Source organism: Rhodobacter sp. P2_H5 (genome assembly GCF_056403335.1).
Genome location: NZ_JBFUFS010000032.1, coordinates 12,877 through 29,537, shown reverse-complemented (window position 1 = coordinate 29,537; position 16,661 = coordinate 12,877). Strand labels below are relative to the sequence as shown.

Here is a 16,661-nt window from a genome sequence, read left to right as displayed (position 1 = left end):
CGCCGAAAAAGGGCTTCTGCGCCTCGCACCAATCGGACATGCGCAGGCGCAGAAGGCTCAGAAAACGGTTCACCGTGTTGCGGTTGAGGCCGCTGACCTGCGCGATCTGACTGGCCGTGAGATCGGCCGCGACGAGCCTGATGAAGGCCCGAAATTGGGCTTCAGAAAGTTTCGAACTTTTTGCGTAGCGATTCATAAGCCTTTTCATAGCATTGCGCCAGTTTTCTGGCTCTATGCTAGTCAAGACCCATGCGAAAAATTCGCGGACCGCGCGCCGGCTTCGCAAGGCCCGCGTCGTCAGAGGCGGACCGAGGGCGGCAGCGTCAGGGGCGCGTTGTCGCTGCCCAGAAATTCCACCGTCGTGAAGACCAGATCGCTGTCGCCGACATTGACCAGATCGTGGATCTTGAACTCGCCCGGGCCATAATGGTGATGCTTGGTCGATCCGGCCCGATACTCGGCCTCGACCGTCGTGCCGTCGTCCATATGCGAGATGGCGCGGCCCGGCGTGACGGCGGTCCAGAAATAGTCCAGCACATGCTTGTGAAAGCCGATCCGCTCGCCCGGGGCCAGCCGCAGCGACCAGACGCGCACACGGTCACTTTCGGAGACGAGGATCTTGCCGACGCAGCCGTTGCCGCCGGAGCCGCGAAATTCGGCCTTGAGGTCATCGGGCCAGTCGAAGGCGCTGGGGTCGGGCACCGGGCCCGCAAGGGTCGAAAGGGGATCTGTGGACATGGGGGATCTCTCTTGAGTCCTGTGGGGTCAGGGGACGGCGCCGCGGCACGGGATGCAAAGGGCCGCGGCGCCGTGAGGGGGCTCACTCGATGTGGTATTCCACCGGGAAGGTGTAACCCGCCTCTTTCGCGGCCTTGAGATAGGCCTTGAAGATGCCGGGGCCGTCATAGCCCATTTCGCTGAACTCCTTGGCCTTCTGATTGGGCAGATCGGCGAGGCGTTCGGCCCATTGCTTGCGCTCGTCCTCGGACAGGGTGGTGATGGTCGCGCCGGCGGCCTTGAGCTTTTCGATGCCCGCGGCCTGATCGGCGTCCAGCGCCTTGGCGGTCACCATTTCGTATTCGATCGAGACCTCCTTGATGATCTTCAACACCTCGGGCGGCAGCTTTGCAGCAGTGTTGTTGTTGATAAGCAAGCCATTGACCATCATCGCGCCGAGGTTGACGATCTTGTAGTTCGGGGCCACCTCGTACAGCTTCAGACCGAAGTAGCTGGAGGGGAAAAGCACGTTGCCCTCGATCACCCCGGTCTGCAGGCTGGTGTAGTAATCCGGGATGCCGGTCTGCACCACGGTGGTGCCGGCCCCCTCCAGCCAGACCAGGTTCGGCCCCGCCCCGCCCAGCGTGTGGCCCGCCAGTTCCGAGAACTTTTCCCAGGGGAATTTGGTGCCGACGTTGTAGTTGTCGTAGCCGGTGATCGCCAGGAGCGTCTCGTTGTAATTGTCCGAGAAGCTGGTGCTGAGCTGCGGGAACTGTTCATAGACCTTGCGGGTGATCTCCAGCTGCGTGACCGCAGAGGGGGTCGAGAAAGGTATGAAATAATTGAAGTTTTGTGCAGCAGCCTTGGACGGCTCGAAGCAGAAGCAGACATGGCCCATATCCAGCAGCCCCTTCTGGACGGCCTCCAGAGTCTCGTCCAGCTTGGCGATCGTCCCGCCATAGGCCTCGACGAATTTGACCTCGTGCTTGGTCTCGGCCTTCACACGCCGCTCGATCTCGGGGATCAGAAAGGAGTGCGAGGTGTTGACATAGGTCACCGGCCCCAAAGGGTGCCCGGAGCCGATGCGCAGGGTGAAAGTATCGGCCGTGGCGGCACCGCAAAAGGCCATTCCAGCCAGAATGGTCGTGGCCGCAAGGGCCCCCTGCACGGATGCGGATTTGGTTTGAGGTATCATGGCACTCCTCCCTGAGCGGTTCTGATTTGGGTTGCTTCGTTATTTATTAGATGATAATTAAGCGACCAAATGAACCTTTGTCAAGGCTGTCTCGCGCAGAGGCTGCGCGGACAGGAGGGAGGAAAAAATGACAAAAGTTACGGCGTGGAGTGTCGGGCTCCTCAATGCGATGGCGGCGTTATGGGCCTTTGCCCTGGCCTTCGTGATCATGGGCGATGTGGTGGGGCGGATATTCGGGGTCGCCATTCAGGGCACGGTGGAGATCGTCGCGAATTCCATCGTGGCGATCGTCTTCCTGCAATTCCCGCTGGCCATCGAAAGGGGCACCTTCCTGCGGGCGACGCTGATTTACGACCGCGCGCCGGAATGGGGCAGGATCGCAATCGATGTCATGTCCTATCTCTTTGGTGCGGCCCTGTTTCTGTCCATGGCGCTCGGCGGTTATGACGACATGATCACCGGCTTCCGGATCCATGAATTCGAGGGTGAAGGCGCGCTGCGGGTGCCGGTCTATCCGGTCCGGGCCGTCATCTTCGTGATGAGCCTGATCGCGGTCGCCTGCTATGCGCATCTGACCTATCTGCGGCTCGCCCGGCGCCAGACTTTGGCGGCCGGCGCCTTTGAAGGGGAGGTCTGAGCCATGGACGTTTCCCTCATGACCCTTCTGACCCTCGCGGCGATGATTCTGCTGACGCTGATCGGGGTGCCGATCGGCATTGCCCTCGGCGCGGTGTCGCTGGCAGGCTTCTACTTCCTGTTCGGCAGCGTCGATGTCGCGATGTCCTCGGCCGGGGGTGTCGCCTTCAGCATGCTGCGCGATTACGTCTTCGCCACCATCCCCCTGTTCATCATCATGGGCAATTTCATCGGCACCTCGGGGGCGGCCACCGATCTTTTCACGCTGATGAACCGCGCGATGAAACGGGTTCCGGGGCGCCTGGCCGTGGCCACCGTGCTCGGCAACGCGGTCTTCGCCGCCATCTCGGGCGTCAGCGTCGCGGCGGCCGCGACCTTCTCGCGCGTCGCCTATCCGCAGATGCGGCGCTATGGCTACCACCGTCCTTTGGCTTTGGGGGTGGTCGCGGGCAGCGCGATGCTGGGGATGCTGATTCCCCCCTCGATCCTGCTGATCTTCTGGGGCGTGCTGACCGAGGTGTCGATCGGCAAGCTTTTCGTCGCCGGCGTGATCCCGGGCATTCTGGTTGCCACGCTCTTCATCATCTATCTGGTGGTCACCGCGATCCGGCACCCCGAAAAGGCCCCCTATCTGGCCGAGAACACCCGCGCCACCAAGGCCGGGGACGAGGCGATCGACCGTGGCACCCTGATCTCGGGCCTGGGGATTGCCGGGCTGATCTGTCTGGTTCTGGGCGGCATCTGGGGCGGCTTCTTCACCCCGACCGAGGCGGCGGGTGTCGGCGCTCTTGGCGCGCTGGTCGTGGCGCTGTTGAAGGGCGTCACCCCGCGCGGCCTGTTTGACTGCGTGATCTCCTCGGGCCTCAGCACTGCGCCGATCATGTTCCTTCTGCTGATGGCGGGGCAATATTCGCGCTTCCTCGTCTCCAGCGGCGCGCTGTCGGTGATGACCGACTGGATCCAGGGCGCGGGCTTCGGCCCGGTCTCGCTGATCGTGGCGATGACGGTGGTCTGGCTCGCCATGGGGATGATCCTCGATTCGACCTCGATCATCCTGCTGACGGTGCCGATCTTTGCCCCCATCGCGCAGAGCTTTGGCTATGACCCCTTGGTCTTCGCGATCTACGGCATCCTGATCATCGAGGCGGGCCTGCTGACGCCGCCCTTCGGACTGCTGGTCTTTGTCGTCAAGGGATCGGTGCCGGAGGAGGTCTCGATTGGCGAGGTCTTCCTGGGTTCGGTCCCCTACTGGATCCTGATCTGTGTTGCGGGGGTGCTGGTGCTGTTTGTGCCAAGCCTGGTCACCTACCTGCCCAACCACATGTAAAGACTGGAGGAAACCATGAAAACGGACCAAAGCGCACGGCGTGCGGTGATCATTGGCGGCTCGGTGGGCGGGTTGTTCTGCGGGCTGCACCTGTTGCACCGGGGCTGGGATGTGACAATCCACGAAAGGGTGCCGGTCGCACTTTCGGGGCGCGGGGCGGGGATTGTCACCCACCCTGCCCTGTTCGACGCCCTGCGAGAGGTGGGGATTCACGTCGATGCGGGGATTGGCGTGCCGACCCCGGGCCGGGTGATCTTCGCACGGGACGGCTCAGTCGCGGCCCGGCGTGATCTGCCGCAGATCCTGACCTCCTGGGGCCGGCTTTACGAGGTTCTGGGCGCGCATTTCCCGCCCGAGCGCTATCTGCGCGGTCAGGTCTTTGAAGGCTACACGCAGGATGCCCGAGGTGTCACCGCCCATTTCGAGGGTGGGGCCACCGTCCGGGCCGATCTTCTGGTCGGCGCGGATGGCTTCCGCTCGGCCGTCCGCGCCCAGATGATCCCGCAGGCGCAGCCGGAGTACGCCGGCTACGTCGCCTGGCGCGGCATGGTGAACGAGGCGGACCTGTCGGACCGCGCCCGGGCCGAGATGTTCCCCTATTTCGCCTTCTGCCTGCCCGAGGGCGAGCAGATTCTCGGCTACCCGGTCGCGGGCGAGGACAATGATGTCCGCCCCGGCCACCGCCGCTACAACTTTGTCTGGTATCGCCCCGCCGAAACCGAACGGCAGTTGCCCTGGCTTCTGACCGACACCAACGGACAGAACAACGCCGTCTCGGTCGCGCCCAACATGATCCGGCCCGAGGTGATCGACGAGATGCGGGCGGCGGCGCGGCGGCTTCTGTCGCCACAGTTTGTCGAGTTGGTGAGCAAGACCGCCCAGCCTTTCCTGCAGCCGATCTATGATCTGACGGTGGACCGGATGGCCGAGGGCCGGGTGGTGCTGCTGGGCGACGCGGCCTTTGTCGGCCGCCCGCATTGCGGCATGGGGGTGACCAAGGCGGGCGAGGATGCCCAGACCCTCGCCCGGATGCTGGAGGCCACGCCGGAAATTCCGGCCGCCCTCGCCGCCTTCAGTGCGGCGCGGCGCCCGATCAACAGCAAGGTCGTCACCCACGCCCGCGCTTTGGGCGCCTATATGCAGGCCCAGATCCTTACCGAGGACGAACGCCGCGCCGCCGAACGCCACCGCTCGCCACAGGCGGTGATGGCCGAAACCGCGACGGCGGATTTTCTGCTGGCGGTCTGAAACACGGGTGGGGAAGAGGCCGCGACCGGCCCCTTCCCCCTGCCATCAGGCCGAAGGGTCCGGCGCATTGCGCAACCCGATCTCGTCGGCCAGGGCGGACATGCCGGCCAGAAAACAGGTGACCGCGCCGCGGATCACCGCATCGGTATCGCGCGAGGTGGCGAGTTTGTAGATATAGCGCCGCACCCCGTAGTAAAAGAGACCGCCATGCAGGGTCCAGACCGCCTCGAACTCGGCCTCGGTCAGGGCGGCGCGGTCCAGTCCGGGCAGATCGAGACTGTGGCGGATTTCAATGCAGATCCGGCGGATCACCCTTTCCTCGATAATCGGATTATAACGCCGGTTCAATTCTAGATTGCGCAGGCCGGAATAAAGATAGATGCGGATCCATTCCGGCGCATGCATCACCTGGAAATACTGCACATAAAAATCAATCAGCCGATCGCGCAGCGGGCGGCTGCGGTCGGCTAAAATCGTGTCCCATTTGTCATTCCAGCGGCCCTGGAACAAATCTTCATAAACCGCGTCGATCAAATCTTCCTTGCTGGGGAAATATTGATAGATCAGCGGCTGGGTGACATTGAGATATTTCGCCAGCTGATGGGTCGAACCATCCAACCCATGCTCGGCGAAGAAGGCGATGGCGCCGGTGACGATGCTCTTGCGCCGGTCCTCCGGCGACAGGCGTTTGCGGGGCGACTGGGTGGGTTTTTCGGTCATGGCCGTCTTACCGTTCGGTTATGCCCACCCAGTCTATAGTTATTGATCAATAAGGAACAGGGGCTTCCCCCGCTTCCGCGTCGTAAAAATTCAGCACCGCAGTGTCGCGCATGATCGTGGTCAGATTGTGCTCGGCCTGCCAAAGCTGCTTTTCCGCCTCGGTCCGGTAGCGCGGGATCAGGTATTCCCCCATGTGCTGCCCACGCGCATAAGCTGTCCGGTTCCGCGCGGCGCGGGCCGTGTTGTAGGCCTCAAGCCCCGCCTCGACCGAGGGTTCCTGCCCCAGCGCGCGGGCAAGCGCCACAGCATCCTCGGCCGCCTTGGTCACCCCGGCGCCGATATGCGGGCGCGCCAGATAGGCCGCATCGCCAAGCAGTGCCACCCGTCCCAGGTTCATCCGGGGCGAGGCGAGGTCGTAGATCGGGGTGAAGAACAGCGAGGTGGCCCGGTCCAGAATATCGACAAAAGTCTGCGGCAGCTTGGCGCGGGCCGCCGCTTTCAGCCCCTCCAGCACCTCGGGGCGAATGAGCGGCGGCGGGATCGAGATGGCATGGGTGGTCCCGGTCGCATCGGTCAGAAGATCGTTGAGGGCGGCGGAGGGGACCACACGATACCAGACGAAATTATAGCGCCGCCGCCCCGGCGCGATGTCGTTCTGCGCCCCGGCAATCGGATAGCCGATCACCTCTCCATCGCCCTCAGGCAGGAAAAAACCAAAGTTCTCAAACACCTCATCGCGGGCCTTTTGCGGCAGGTCGGCCTCGTCGGCCAGACCGCGCCAGACGACATAGCCGGCATATTCGGGCTGCACCTGCGGGAAAAGCGCCTGGCGCACGGTGGAGCGGAAGCCATCCGCCCCGATCAGCACATCCGCCTCGGCGATCTGGCCATTGGTGAAATGCGCCCTGACCTTGCCGTCCAGCGTCTCGAAATGGTCGAGCACATGGCCGAGGTGGTAGTGGTCGCCGGGGATCTGCGCGCGCAACAAGCCCTGCAGCCGGTCCCAGGAGGTGACGAGTTGCGGAAAGGCAAAGCGCGTGGCCACCGTGCCATCCGCATGATAGGCGACGCGGTGGCCGCTGATGACGCCCAGCGCCTCGGTTGAGACGCCGGCCTGGGTCAGCGCCTCGATCAGGGCGGTGTGGGTGACGATCCCGGCGCCGCGGCCGGACAGCTCGACGCCGACACGTTCGTAGACATCGACCTCCCAGCCCTTGCGGCGCAACAGGCAGGCCGCGAACAGCCCGCCGATGGAACCCCCGATGACAATCGCCTTGCCCTTCATCTGCCGTCCTCCCACGGTTTAATTATCGTTTGATAAATAAACCGTGGAAAGCTGAAGGTCAAGCCCGGCCTTGCCCTCCTTGGCGGTGTTCAGGCCCCTGGCGCCACCAAAGGGGCCACGTGCCCCGCCGTCGGCAAGCTGGCGCGCCTTGCGAGGCGCTGGCGTATTTTAACCTTGAAATCCGTGCGCCCCGGCTGGGGATCGCGATTCGCCAATTTGCGACCAACATGGCAATATACTTGCGACAGTTTCCACCTCCGTTAATCTCTCACTTCCCCAATTATCCCCCTTGACTGCACCGCAGAGTGCAGTGCAAGAATTGACGCCAACCGCGAAAGGCGGAGAATCCCTTTTTCAGGAGAAACGGCATGTCGCAGGATGCCCCGACCGAAACCAATCGCTACGGCCCGACAGCGGCCCGGCCCGAAATCTCCGGCCTGCCCAGAAATCGGATCAGCGGATTGACGGTGGACATGCATTCGCATGTCGCCGTGCCCGAAGCCGCGGCCTTTGTGGCGCCGCATCTGGATCTGTCGACCATCCCGCTGGCGCATTTCTCGACCCCCAACACCAAGGCGCTGAACCAGAAGCAGGATCAGGAGCGTCGCCCCCTCATGCTGGACGTGAAGCTGCGGCTGGAGGAGATGGACCGCTTCGGCATCGACCATCAGGTCATCATGCCGACCCCCTTCCAGTGCTACTACGCCATGCCGCTGGATGTGGCGCAAAAGGGCACGCGGATGGTGAATGAGGGCGTCGCCGCCTTCCGCGACCACCGTCCCGACCGCTTCACCGCGCTTGGCAGCGTGCCCCTTGCCAACGGGCAGGCCGCGGCGGAGGAGCTGGAGCATTGCATCACCAGGCTCGGCTTCAGGGGCGTGCAGATCCTGACCACCGTGGCGGGGAAAGAGCTGTCCGACCCCGAGTTCGCGCCCTTCTGGGCCAGGGCCGAGGCGCTGGGGGCGGTCGTCCTCCTGCACCCCAACGGCTTTACCGAGGCCAGCCGCATGTCGCGGTTCTACTTCAACAATGTCATCGGCAACCCGTTGGACACGACGATGGCGCTGCATTACCTGATCTTTGACGGCGTGCTGGAGCGGCACCCCGACCTCAAGATCATCGCCGTGCATGGCGGCGGCTATCTGGCCAGCTACACCGGCCGGATGGACCACGCCTGGGGGGCGAGGAGCGACGTGCATGGCTCATTGCCGAAACCGCCGACGCATTACCTCAAGAAGATCCACTTCGACACGGTGGTCTTCACCGCGCATCAGCTGGAATATCTGGTCAAGGTCTTCGGGCCCGAGAAGATCATGATGGGCACCGATTACCCCTATGACATGGCCGAATATGACCCCTTGGGCCATATCCTCGGCGCCGAACTTGACGACGCGACCCTGAGCGCCATCGCCGGCGGCAACGCAAGCCGCCTGTTCGGCATCGCCTGACGCAATATCCCCGCCCTTCACATGAGCCCCCGGCAAGACCTGCCGCGGGGGAGAGGAGAGATCATGTCTGCCATCATTTCCGTCAGCAACGGCAAGCCCTCGCCGCCCAAGACCATCGGCCTGTTCATCGACGGCGCCTTCACCGAGACCGCCGGGCGCGAGACGCTCGCGATCCTGGCGCCCGCGACGGGTGAGACGATTGCCCATGTCGTCCATGCCAGCGCCGCCGATGTCGATGCCGCCATCGCCAGTGCGCGGCGGGCTTTCATCAGCCCGGAATGGGCCAAGATGTCGGTGCGCACCCGCGCCCGGCTGGTCAACAAGCTGGCCGATGTGATGGAGGACAATCTTGAAGAGCTGTTCATGCTGGAGACGCTGAACAACGGTCGCCCCCTGCGCGAGACCCGCGCCCAGATCGGCCGGGTGCCCGACCTCTTCCGCTACAATGCCAGCCTTGCGATGGCGCGGCGCGATGCGGTGATCCCGGTCGAGGGGGATTATCTGACCTATACCAACCGCTTGCCGCTTGGCGTGGTGGCAAACGTGACGCCCTTCAACCACCCCCTGCTGATCGCCTGCCGCAACCTTGCGCCCACCTTCGCCTCGGGCTGCACCACGGTCGTCAAACCGTCAGAGATGACGCCCTTGACCACGATGCGTCTGGCCGAACTGTTCAGCGCGGCCGGCCTGCCACCCGGCGTCTTCAACATCGTCACGGGGTTGGGGGCCACCACCGGCAAGGCGCTGTCCGAGCATCCCGGCATCAACAAGCTGGTGCTGACGGGGGGCACGGAGTCCGGGCGGCTCGCCGGGTCGGCCGCCGCGCGCAACTTTGCCCATCAAACGCTGGAACTGGGCGGCAAGACCCCGGTCGCGGTCTTCGAGGATTACGACGTGGACCGCGCCGTGCGCTATGCGGCCTTCGGCGCTTTTGTCGGCGCCGGGCAAACCTGTGTCTGCGCCGCGCGCCACATCGTCCACAAAAGCATCTATGACGAATTCGTCACCAAACTCGCCGCCCGGGCCAAGGCCATCGTGGTGGGCGACCCCTTTGATCCGGCGACGCAAATGGGCCCGGTCATCTCGGCCAGACAGCGCGAGCGGGTCTTGAGCTATGTTCAGGCGGGCCATGACGATGGGGCCAGCCTTGTGGCGGGCGGCGGGATTCCGGCGCATCTGGGCAACTCCGGCGGCTTCTTCGTCGAGCCCACGGTCTTCGCCAACGTCACCCCGCAGATGCGCATCGCACGGGAAGAGGTCTTCGGCCCCTTCACTGTCGTCATCCCCTTCGAGACCGAGGCCGAGGCGGTGGCCATTGCCAACGATTCCCCCTACGGCCTCGCCGCTGCGGTCCACACCAATGACGTCGCCCGCGCCCACCGCTTTGCCCGCGATGTCGAGGCGGGGATCGTCTGGATCAACGACCACCACCGGGTCGATGCCGCCTCGCCCTGGGGCGGGTTCAAGCTGTCGGGCATCGGGCGGGAGTTCGGGGAAGAGGCCTTCAACGCCTATTTCGAGACCAAGGCCGTGATGGTGAACCGCAGCGCCGAGGTCTTCGACTGGTACAATATGGAGGACGCCTCTGTGCGGCTGAACTGATCATGGACCAGATGCCCCGCTTTCCCACCTTGTTTTCGCCCGGCCGGCTGAACCGCAGCCACCTGAGGAACCGCGCCGTCGTGGCCCCGCTGACGCGGACCAGCGCCACCGCCTCGGGCGAGGCGACGCAGCAGATGGCGGATTACTACCGGACCTATGCCGAAAACGGCTGGGGCCTGATGATCGCGGAATCGACCTATGTCGACAGACTGAGCGCGCAAAGCTACCTCAACCGGCCCGGCATCGCGACCTCCGGCCAGATGGCGGCCTGGGCCCGCGTGGTGGAGGGCGTGCATGGCGCGGGCGGGCGGATCGTCTTGCAGCTGTCGCATGCCGGGGCGCTGAGCCAGGGCAACTTCTGGGGCCATGGCACGCTGGCGCCCTCGGCGATCCAGCCGGGGGGCGAGATGGCGCCGCGCTACAAGGGCACGGGCCGCTTCCCCCTGCCCCGCGAGATCACGGTGGAGGAGATTGCCGGTGTGGTCGAATCCTTCGGTCTGGCGGCGGTTCGGGCGATGCAGGTCGGGTTTGACGGCGTGGAAATCCACGGGGCGAACGGCTACCTGCCCGACCAGTTCCTGACCGCTTCGACCAATCAGCGCAGCGATGCCTATGGCGGCAGCCTGGAAAACCGCCTGCGCTTTCATCTGGAGGTGCTTGCCGCCGTGCGCGCGGTGGTGCCCGACGACAAGATCCTGGGGGTGCGGATCTCGCAGTCCAAGGTCAATGACTTCACCGCCACCTGGCCGGGCGGGGCTAAGGATGCGCAGGCGATCTTCACCGCCTTGGGCCAGGTGCCGGGCCTCTATATCCATGTCAGCTCCCACACCGGCTGCGCGCCGGTCTTTGACACCGGGCTCAGCCTCGCCGGGCTGGCACGGCAATATTCCGGCCATCAGGTCATTGCGAACGGCAAGCTTGACGACGCGGAGATGGCCGAAAGCCTCCTCGCCTCGGGTCAGGCGGATTTCGTCTCGCTCGGCAAGGCTGCGCTGGCCGATCCTGACTGGCCACGCAAGATTGCGGCCGGGGTGCCGCCCGTGGCCTTCACCCCCGACATCTTCACGCCCTATGCCACACTCGACAACGCCGCAGCCTGGAGGGCGCGGAAGGGGCTTTAAACTCCGCCGGCGGGATCAAAGCCCCTTGGCCCATTCCTCGACCGTGTCGCCGCTGCCCATCTTGGCCGCGACAAGCCCGTTGACCATGAAGGTGGGCGAGACATGGATGCCGTTCTGGCGCGCATATTTGCAGTGCCATTTGATCTCGCGGTCCAGATCCGGCAGATCGAAGGCGGCTTGCAGGGCCAGCCCGGTCGCAGCTTCGATCCGGCGCAGGATGCCTTGCGGCGTCTCGGTCATGTTGGGGCCGGTGGCGTGGTGGGTGAACTCGTAACCCTCGCGCTCGGCGAAGACCGCCGCCATCACCGCCCAGGCCGCCTCTTTCCCGCCCGGCGTGGTGGAAGCGGCGAGGATCGCCCGGGTGATCACGCCCGAAAACATGTGCCAGGGCTGCGAGTGCAGGCGGATCTTCACGGTGACACGCTCGGGCCCGACCAGCGCCAGAAAATCGCGCAGCTTGCCGAAGGCGCGGGCGGAATAGGGGCAGGTCGGTTCGAGAAACACCTCGAACATCGCAGGGCCCTGGCCCCAGTGCAGGGGATCGGCGGTCCAGTTCATGGCATGTCCTTTCGGGTCAGGGCAGCCAGAAGGCGGCCGGCTTCAGCAGGGTGTTGGTCTGTTCGGTCTGATAGCCCAGATCCGCGCCTTGCCGGCGATAGTCGAGCCAATCGGCATCGCGGTAAAGCGCCGCACGGCGCGCCTCCCGGTCGGCGGCATCCCGAAACGCCCAAAGGTGGACATAGGAATTCACATCCCCCGTCTCGACCGTGCCATAGAACAGGGGCTGGCCCAGATGGGCGCATTGCGCGGCATAGCCCCGCTCTTCGTAAAGTTTCAGCTGCTTTGCGACTGTGCCCGGCCGGCAGCGATAGGTGCGCAGGTCATAGAGCATGGGCTTGCCCTCTCAGCTGGAAGGCAAAGGCGGCGCGGTCACGGATATGGCGTGCGATCGGGATGGCCGAGGTGGCGGCGGGCGATGGCGCGTTGCAGATGTGGATGGTCCGCGCGGTCTGGCGGATCAGGAAATCATGCACCAGGGACCCGTCCCGCATCACCGCCTGCGCCCGGATGCCGGGCGGATGCGGCACCAGATCCTCCAGCGCGAGGCTTGGGCAATAACGCTGGCAAAGCCGCAGATAGCGGCTGCGGAAGGCGGAATTGGCGGCCTCGGTCAGCCCGGTGGCGAGGTTCGCCGCCATGGTGCGCCAGAAGCCCGGGAAGCCCGCCATCGCCACCATGTCGCGGACATTGGGCGCCAGCTTGGCATAGCCCTCGCGCGACAAGGACAGGACGGCATTGGGGCCGACGGTGACATAGCCGCCGATCATCCGTGTGAGGTGGACGCCCAGAAAGGGCAAGGCCGGGTCCGGCACCGGATAGATCAGGTGCCGGACGATCTGGTTATGGCGCGGGGCCAGCCGGAAATACTCGCCCTTGAAGGGCACGATGGCGAAGTCATCCCCCACCCCGCACATCCGCGCCAGACGGTCGGCCTGCAGCCCGGCGCAGACGATCAGGTGGCGCGAGGTGATCACCTCCCCCGAGGCGAGGCGCAGGGTGACCTGGTTTGCGCCCTCCTCAATTGCGGTGACTTCGGCGCCCAGCGTGATCTCGCCCCCCGCGTCGCGCAGAAGCGCGGCCATCTGGCGCACGATGGCCGGGTAATCGGCGATGCCGGTGGCGGGCGACAGGAGGCCCGCGAGGCCGGTGATATGGGGTTCGCGCTCGCGCAGTTCAGCGGCGCTGACCGGCGTCACGTCGAGCCCGTTCTGCAACGCGCGGGTCTGCAGGGCGGCCAGCCGTTCGACTTCCGCCGGAGAGGTTGCGACCAGAAGCTTGCCGCATTGGTCGACGGCGATGCCATGTTCGCGCGAGAATTTCAGCGTCTCCTGCAGCCCCTCGCGGCAAAAGCGCGCCTTCAGGCTGCCGGGAGCGTAGTAGATCCCGGCATGGATCACCCCGGAATTGCGCCCGGTCTGGTGGCGCGACAGGGCGGTTTCCTTCTCCAGCACCCGGATCGACAGGCCGGGGTTGGCGCGGACAATCTCAAGCGCCGTGGCGATGCCGACGATGCCGCCGCCGATCAGGGTCAGGTCTGTCATGCGTCCTCCTGCAAGACCGGAGGGCCGATGCGGCCCCCCGGGATGGCCCGTTCAGGCGATGGGGGTGATCAGCTGTTTGCCGTGCTTGCGCTCCCACTCCGCCCAGTCGTCATGGGCATTGATATCGTGAATGATATCGGGGGCGTTATAGGCAAAATCGGCGATCTGGTCCTTGCGCAGGCAGACGACACCCTTGTGCTTCAGGGCATAGCTCAGGAACCGGTCGAGCGATTTGACCCGATAGGGCCGCCCCTGCACCCGGTCATGGGTCGAGATCGACATCATCCGGCGGCGCTGGCCGGCCTCTTCATAAAGCACGTCGAATTCGTCCTGCAGCTGGCGTTCGTATTCGGTCGTGGTGAACTTGTAGCCTTCGAACTGGATGATGTCGTTCAGCGTCACCGAATAGGGCACCACGGCGAAATCCTTGCCCCGGACCGGAATCAGGAAGGGCTCGTCGCGGCTCACATCGTCAATGTGATAGCGAAAGCCTTCGTCCTGCAGGATTTTCAGCGTGTTGATTGTGCCGCGCATGGCAGCGCCATTATAGCCCACGGGCCGCACGCCGGTGGCCCGCTCGATCGAGGCCACGTTGTCGGTGATGAAGCGGCGTTCGTCCGCCTCTTGCAGATCGACCTGCAGGATCCAGTCGCGGCCATGGGCGGCGGCCTCGTGCCCGCGTTCGACGATCTCTTTCGCCACCTCGGGGCTGCGGTCCACAGCGCTCCCCACCATATGGGAGGTCACCTTGACGCCATGCTTGTCCCACAGGTCCATCATCCGCTGCAGGCCCTCGACATAGCCGTAGCGATACCAGCTTTTGGTCGGGAAATCGGGGTAGCTCGGGTCCATGTCGATGAAGCCCGAGAAGGGGCCGCCCGGGCCATAGGGCGCCTCGCCCCCCGCCTCGAACTGCATCGAGATCGAGATGACAAGGCGGATATCGTCGGGCCAGAAGGTCTTGGCCATGGTCAGTCTCCTTTATGGGTTGAAATGGCGCGGGGGAGCCTCCGCGCCCCTTGGTGTCACTTGACGCCCCAGATCGCCTTGTAGGCCTCGCGGTAGCCATTGCCGGGGTCGAAGGTGAAGCTGGCGCCGCCGTCCTCGGTCACGTTCTGCGGCAGGAACAGGTGGACGGGAACGACGAAGCCCGAGTCCTTTTCGCCCGCAAAGGCGCGGTTCATCTCGTCCACCGCCTGCCAGCCGTGCATCGACAGGGGTTCGGCCACGGTGCCGTATTGGTAATAGTTGGTCTGGATGCGCTGGAAGGCCGCTTCCGACCCGTCGCCTGCCGAGACATTGCGCGGAAAACCGTCCGCCGCCTTGCCCGCTGCTTGCAAGGCCGGGGCCATGAAGTCGAAGGGCAGATCGTTGATGGTCAGCGAATAAGTCCACTCGTCGCCAAAGCGCTGCATCAGCGCGTTGGTCAGCGGCGGGATGCGGGTGGAGGCTTCGGCCAGCGGTGTATCCTGGACCGACAGGATCTTGCAGCCCGTGCATTCCTTGATCACTGCGGCCATCGCATCCGACTTGGCGATGGCGATTTCATAGACCGAGTCGGTGAAGATCACGACCCCGGCCTTGCCCTCGCTGTCGGCCACCACGAAGGAGGCCGCGGCGCGCGAGATCTCCAGCGGATCGGTGGTGATATTGGTGAAGACATGCTGATCGGGCGCGGGCCCGGTCTTGGCCGTGGCATGCCAGCCGACGATGGTGATGCCGGCATCCGAGGCCTGCTTGATCAGCTCTGCCTGTTCCTTGGCATCGACCGAGCCGAGGATGATCCCCTGCGGGTTCAAGGCGATGGCCTGCTGCAGGGCCCCCGACCGGCCCGAGACCGTGCCCTGCCCGTCGATCACCCGCACCGTCCAGCCGATGGCGGCGGCGGCCTCCTCCACCCCTTTCGACACACCCAGAACCCCGCCGTTCTTCATGTCGGCCGCGACATAGACGACGGTCTTGCCGGTCTGCGCCTTGGGTCCGGTGGTGGGGCCGGTCCAGGGCGGATTGGGCTTGGTGATCTGGGTGACATAGGCCTTGGCATCGGCCACCGCATCGGCGGCGGCGAAGTTGGCACCGCTCAGCAGGATGGCGAAGGCCGTGGCCGCAAGGGTGGTGGTTTGGCGAAGTATCAGCATGATCTCTCTCCTCCTCAAGAAAGGGTCAGGGTTCGGCAAAACTGTTGAAGGTTGGGGTCAGGCGGCGGGCGCCTCGGGCACCGGCTTGCGGGCCACCCGCACCGAACCGCGCCGCCTTTGGGCATAGCCTGCGATCCCGATGGCGATGAGCAGGGTGGCGCCGTTGAACAAGGGCTCGACAAAGAAGGCGCCGCCCATCTGCTGGATGCCGGAGATGCCCACCGCCAGAATGATCACGCCGATCATCGTGCCCCAGACATTGACGCGGCCCGGCTTGATTGTGGTCGAGCCCAGAAAGGCGCCGACCAGCGCGGGCAACAGAAACTCCAGGCCGACACTGCCCTGCCCGATCCGCAGCTTGGCGGCCAGGATGATGCCGGCGAAGGCGCCGATCAGGCCCGAGGCGATGAAAGCCCCGATCACATAGCGCCCGGTCCGGATGCCGTTCAACTCCGCCGCGCGGGAGTTTGCCCCGATGGCATACAAAGCGCGGCCGATCGGCAGGTATTCGGCGACGATCCACAGGATCAGGGCCAAGGCCAGAACATAGAAGGCCGCGATCGGCAGGCCGAACAGCGTGGCGGTGTAAAGGTTGGTGAAGCCGGTGGGCAGCAGGCCGATGATCTGGCGGCCCCCGGTGTGCCACAAGGCCAGGGCATAGATGATCGTCCCGGTGCCGAGGGTGGCGATGAAGCTGTCGATCCGGGCGATTTCGACCAGAACGCCGTTGATCAGGCCCAAGAGCGCCCCGCCCGCCAGCACGATGACCACGGCCATGGGCCAGGACAGGCCGTAAACCGTCTGCAGGCTGATGGCGAGGACGTGCCAGATGACGATGCCATACCCCACCGTCAGATCAATCCGCCCGGTCATCATGGGGATCATCGCGGCCAGCGACAAAAGTGCTATCACCGCCTTTTCGCCCAGAATGGCGCGCAGGTTCAGATAGGTCGGGAAGGTCTGCGGCAAGAGAAGCGAGAAGAAGGCGATCAGCACCAAAGTCAGGATCGGCAGGCCATAAACCGGCAGAAGCCGCAGGAGCCGCGCCCCCGGGTTCAGGCCGCGCAGGTCGGCGCGGGTCGGCTCTAACGCGTTGGATTGAAGCGATTGCATCTGGTTTCC

The 16,661-nt window shown here is 64.7% G+C and carries 16 protein-coding genes and 1 pseudogene; 6 read left to right on the top strand and 11 right to left on the bottom strand.

The genetic code is table 11. The features are described 5' to 3' along the window. The 3 genes and pseudogenes from AC1DVR_RS22635 to AC1DVR_RS22625 form a co-directional block, all read right to left on the bottom strand. Positions 1 to 208: pseudogene (locus AC1DVR_RS22635) on the bottom strand (IS1595-like element ISTne1 family transposase); the annotation flags it as partial. An 89-nt stretch (positions 209 to 297) separates the two neighbouring features. Further along, positions 298 to 738 (bottom strand): cupin domain-containing protein, encoded by a 441-nt coding sequence (locus tag AC1DVR_RS22630; RefSeq protein ID WP_478002890.1) that lies wholly within the window; start codon positions 736 to 738, stop codon positions 298 to 300. An 82-nt stretch (positions 739 to 820) separates the two neighbouring features. Next, the gene (locus tag AC1DVR_RS22625; protein WP_478002889.1) at positions 821 to 1,912 is read right to left on the bottom strand and encodes a C4-dicarboxylate TRAP transporter substrate-binding protein; all 1,092 of its coding nucleotides are present in this window, start codon (positions 1,910 to 1,912) and stop codon (positions 821 to 823) included. Between the two features lie 127 nt (positions 1,913 to 2,039). Between AC1DVR_RS22625 and AC1DVR_RS22620 the strand changes: the two genes are divergently transcribed. The 3 genes from AC1DVR_RS22620 to AC1DVR_RS22610 are packed head-to-tail and all read left to right on the top strand — an operon-like array spanning position 2,040 to position 5,123. Further along, a complete protein-coding gene (locus tag AC1DVR_RS22620; protein ID WP_478002888.1) occupies positions 2,040 to 2,549 on the top strand; it encodes a TRAP transporter small permease in 510 nt (169 codons plus the stop codon). Between the two features lie 3 nt (positions 2,550 to 2,552). After that, positions 2,553 to 3,875, top strand: a complete 1,323-nt coding sequence (locus AC1DVR_RS22615) for a TRAP transporter large permease (RefSeq protein WP_478002887.1) — start codon at positions 2,553 to 2,555, stop codon at positions 3,873 to 3,875. Positions 3,876 to 3,890: 15 nt separating this feature from the next. Beyond that, on the top strand, positions 3,891 to 5,123 hold the full coding sequence (locus AC1DVR_RS22610; RefSeq protein ID WP_478002886.1) for an FAD binding domain-containing protein: 1,233 nt from the start codon (positions 3,891 to 3,893) through the stop codon (positions 5,121 to 5,123). A 45-nt stretch (positions 5,124 to 5,168) separates the two neighbouring features. Here the strand turns inward: AC1DVR_RS22610 and AC1DVR_RS22605 are convergent, their stop codons facing one another. After that, positions 5,169 to 5,843: a TetR/AcrR family transcriptional regulator gene (locus tag AC1DVR_RS22605; protein WP_478002885.1), complete on the bottom strand. Its 675-nt coding sequence runs from the start codon at positions 5,841 to 5,843 to the stop codon at positions 5,169 to 5,171. Between the two features lie 46 nt (positions 5,844 to 5,889). Next, positions 5,890 to 7,128, bottom strand: a complete 1,239-nt coding sequence (locus AC1DVR_RS22600) for an FAD binding domain-containing protein (RefSeq protein ID WP_478002884.1) — start codon at positions 7,126 to 7,128, stop codon at positions 5,890 to 5,892. Between the two features lie 368 nt (positions 7,129 to 7,496). Between AC1DVR_RS22600 and AC1DVR_RS22595 the strand changes: the two genes are divergently transcribed. The 3 genes from AC1DVR_RS22595 (at position 7,497) to AC1DVR_RS22585 (ending at position 11,299) form a co-directional block, all read left to right on the top strand. After that, a complete protein-coding gene (locus tag AC1DVR_RS22595; protein WP_478002883.1) occupies positions 7,497 to 8,576 on the top strand; it encodes an amidohydrolase family protein in 1,080 nt (359 codons plus the stop codon). A gap of 63 nt (positions 8,577 to 8,639) precedes the next feature. Then, on the top strand, positions 8,640 to 10,178 hold the full coding sequence (locus tag AC1DVR_RS22590) for an aldehyde dehydrogenase (RefSeq protein ID WP_478002882.1): 1,539 nt from the start codon (positions 8,640 to 8,642) through the stop codon (positions 10,176 to 10,178). Between the two features lie 2 nt (positions 10,179 to 10,180). After that, the gene (locus AC1DVR_RS22585) at positions 10,181 to 11,299 is read left to right on the top strand and encodes an oxidoreductase (protein ID WP_478002881.1); all 1,119 of its coding nucleotides are present in this window, start codon (positions 10,181 to 10,183) and stop codon (positions 11,297 to 11,299) included. A 15-nt stretch (positions 11,300 to 11,314) separates the two neighbouring features. Here AC1DVR_RS22585 and AC1DVR_RS22580 read toward each other — a convergent pair whose 3' ends face one another. From AC1DVR_RS22580 to AC1DVR_RS22555, 6 genes are read right to left on the bottom strand one after another with little or no spacing between them, the layout of a single operon-like run. Continuing rightward, positions 11,315 to 11,857, bottom strand: coding sequence for a DsbA family protein (locus AC1DVR_RS22580; RefSeq protein ID WP_478002880.1), 543 nt, complete (start codon positions 11,855 to 11,857; stop codon positions 11,315 to 11,317). 16 nt (positions 11,858 to 11,873) lie between these two features. After that, complete coding sequence (locus AC1DVR_RS22575; RefSeq protein ID WP_478002879.1) at positions 11,874 to 12,191, bottom strand: NIPSNAP family protein; 318 nt, start codon at positions 12,189 to 12,191, stop codon at positions 11,874 to 11,876. Continuing rightward, a complete protein-coding gene (gene lhgO, locus AC1DVR_RS22570; RefSeq protein WP_478002878.1) occupies positions 12,181 to 13,401 on the bottom strand; it encodes an L-2-hydroxyglutarate oxidase in 1,221 nt (406 codons plus the stop codon). Before lhgO ends, AC1DVR_RS22575 begins: the two co-directional genes overlap by 11 nt. Before the next feature lie 51 nt (positions 13,402 to 13,452). Beyond that, positions 13,453 to 14,370, bottom strand: coding sequence for a polysaccharide deacetylase family protein (locus tag AC1DVR_RS22565; protein WP_478002877.1), 918 nt, complete (start codon positions 14,368 to 14,370; stop codon positions 13,453 to 13,455). A 56-nt stretch (positions 14,371 to 14,426) separates the two neighbouring features. Then, positions 14,427 to 15,539, bottom strand: a complete 1,113-nt coding sequence (locus AC1DVR_RS22560; RefSeq protein ID WP_478002876.1) for an ABC transporter substrate-binding protein — start codon at positions 15,537 to 15,539, stop codon at positions 14,427 to 14,429. Positions 15,540 to 15,596: 57 nt separating this feature from the next. Then, complete coding sequence (locus AC1DVR_RS22555) at positions 15,597 to 16,652, bottom strand: ABC transporter permease (protein WP_478002875.1); 1,056 nt, start codon at positions 16,650 to 16,652, stop codon at positions 15,597 to 15,599. Positions 16,653 to 16,661 lie beyond the last annotated feature (9 nt).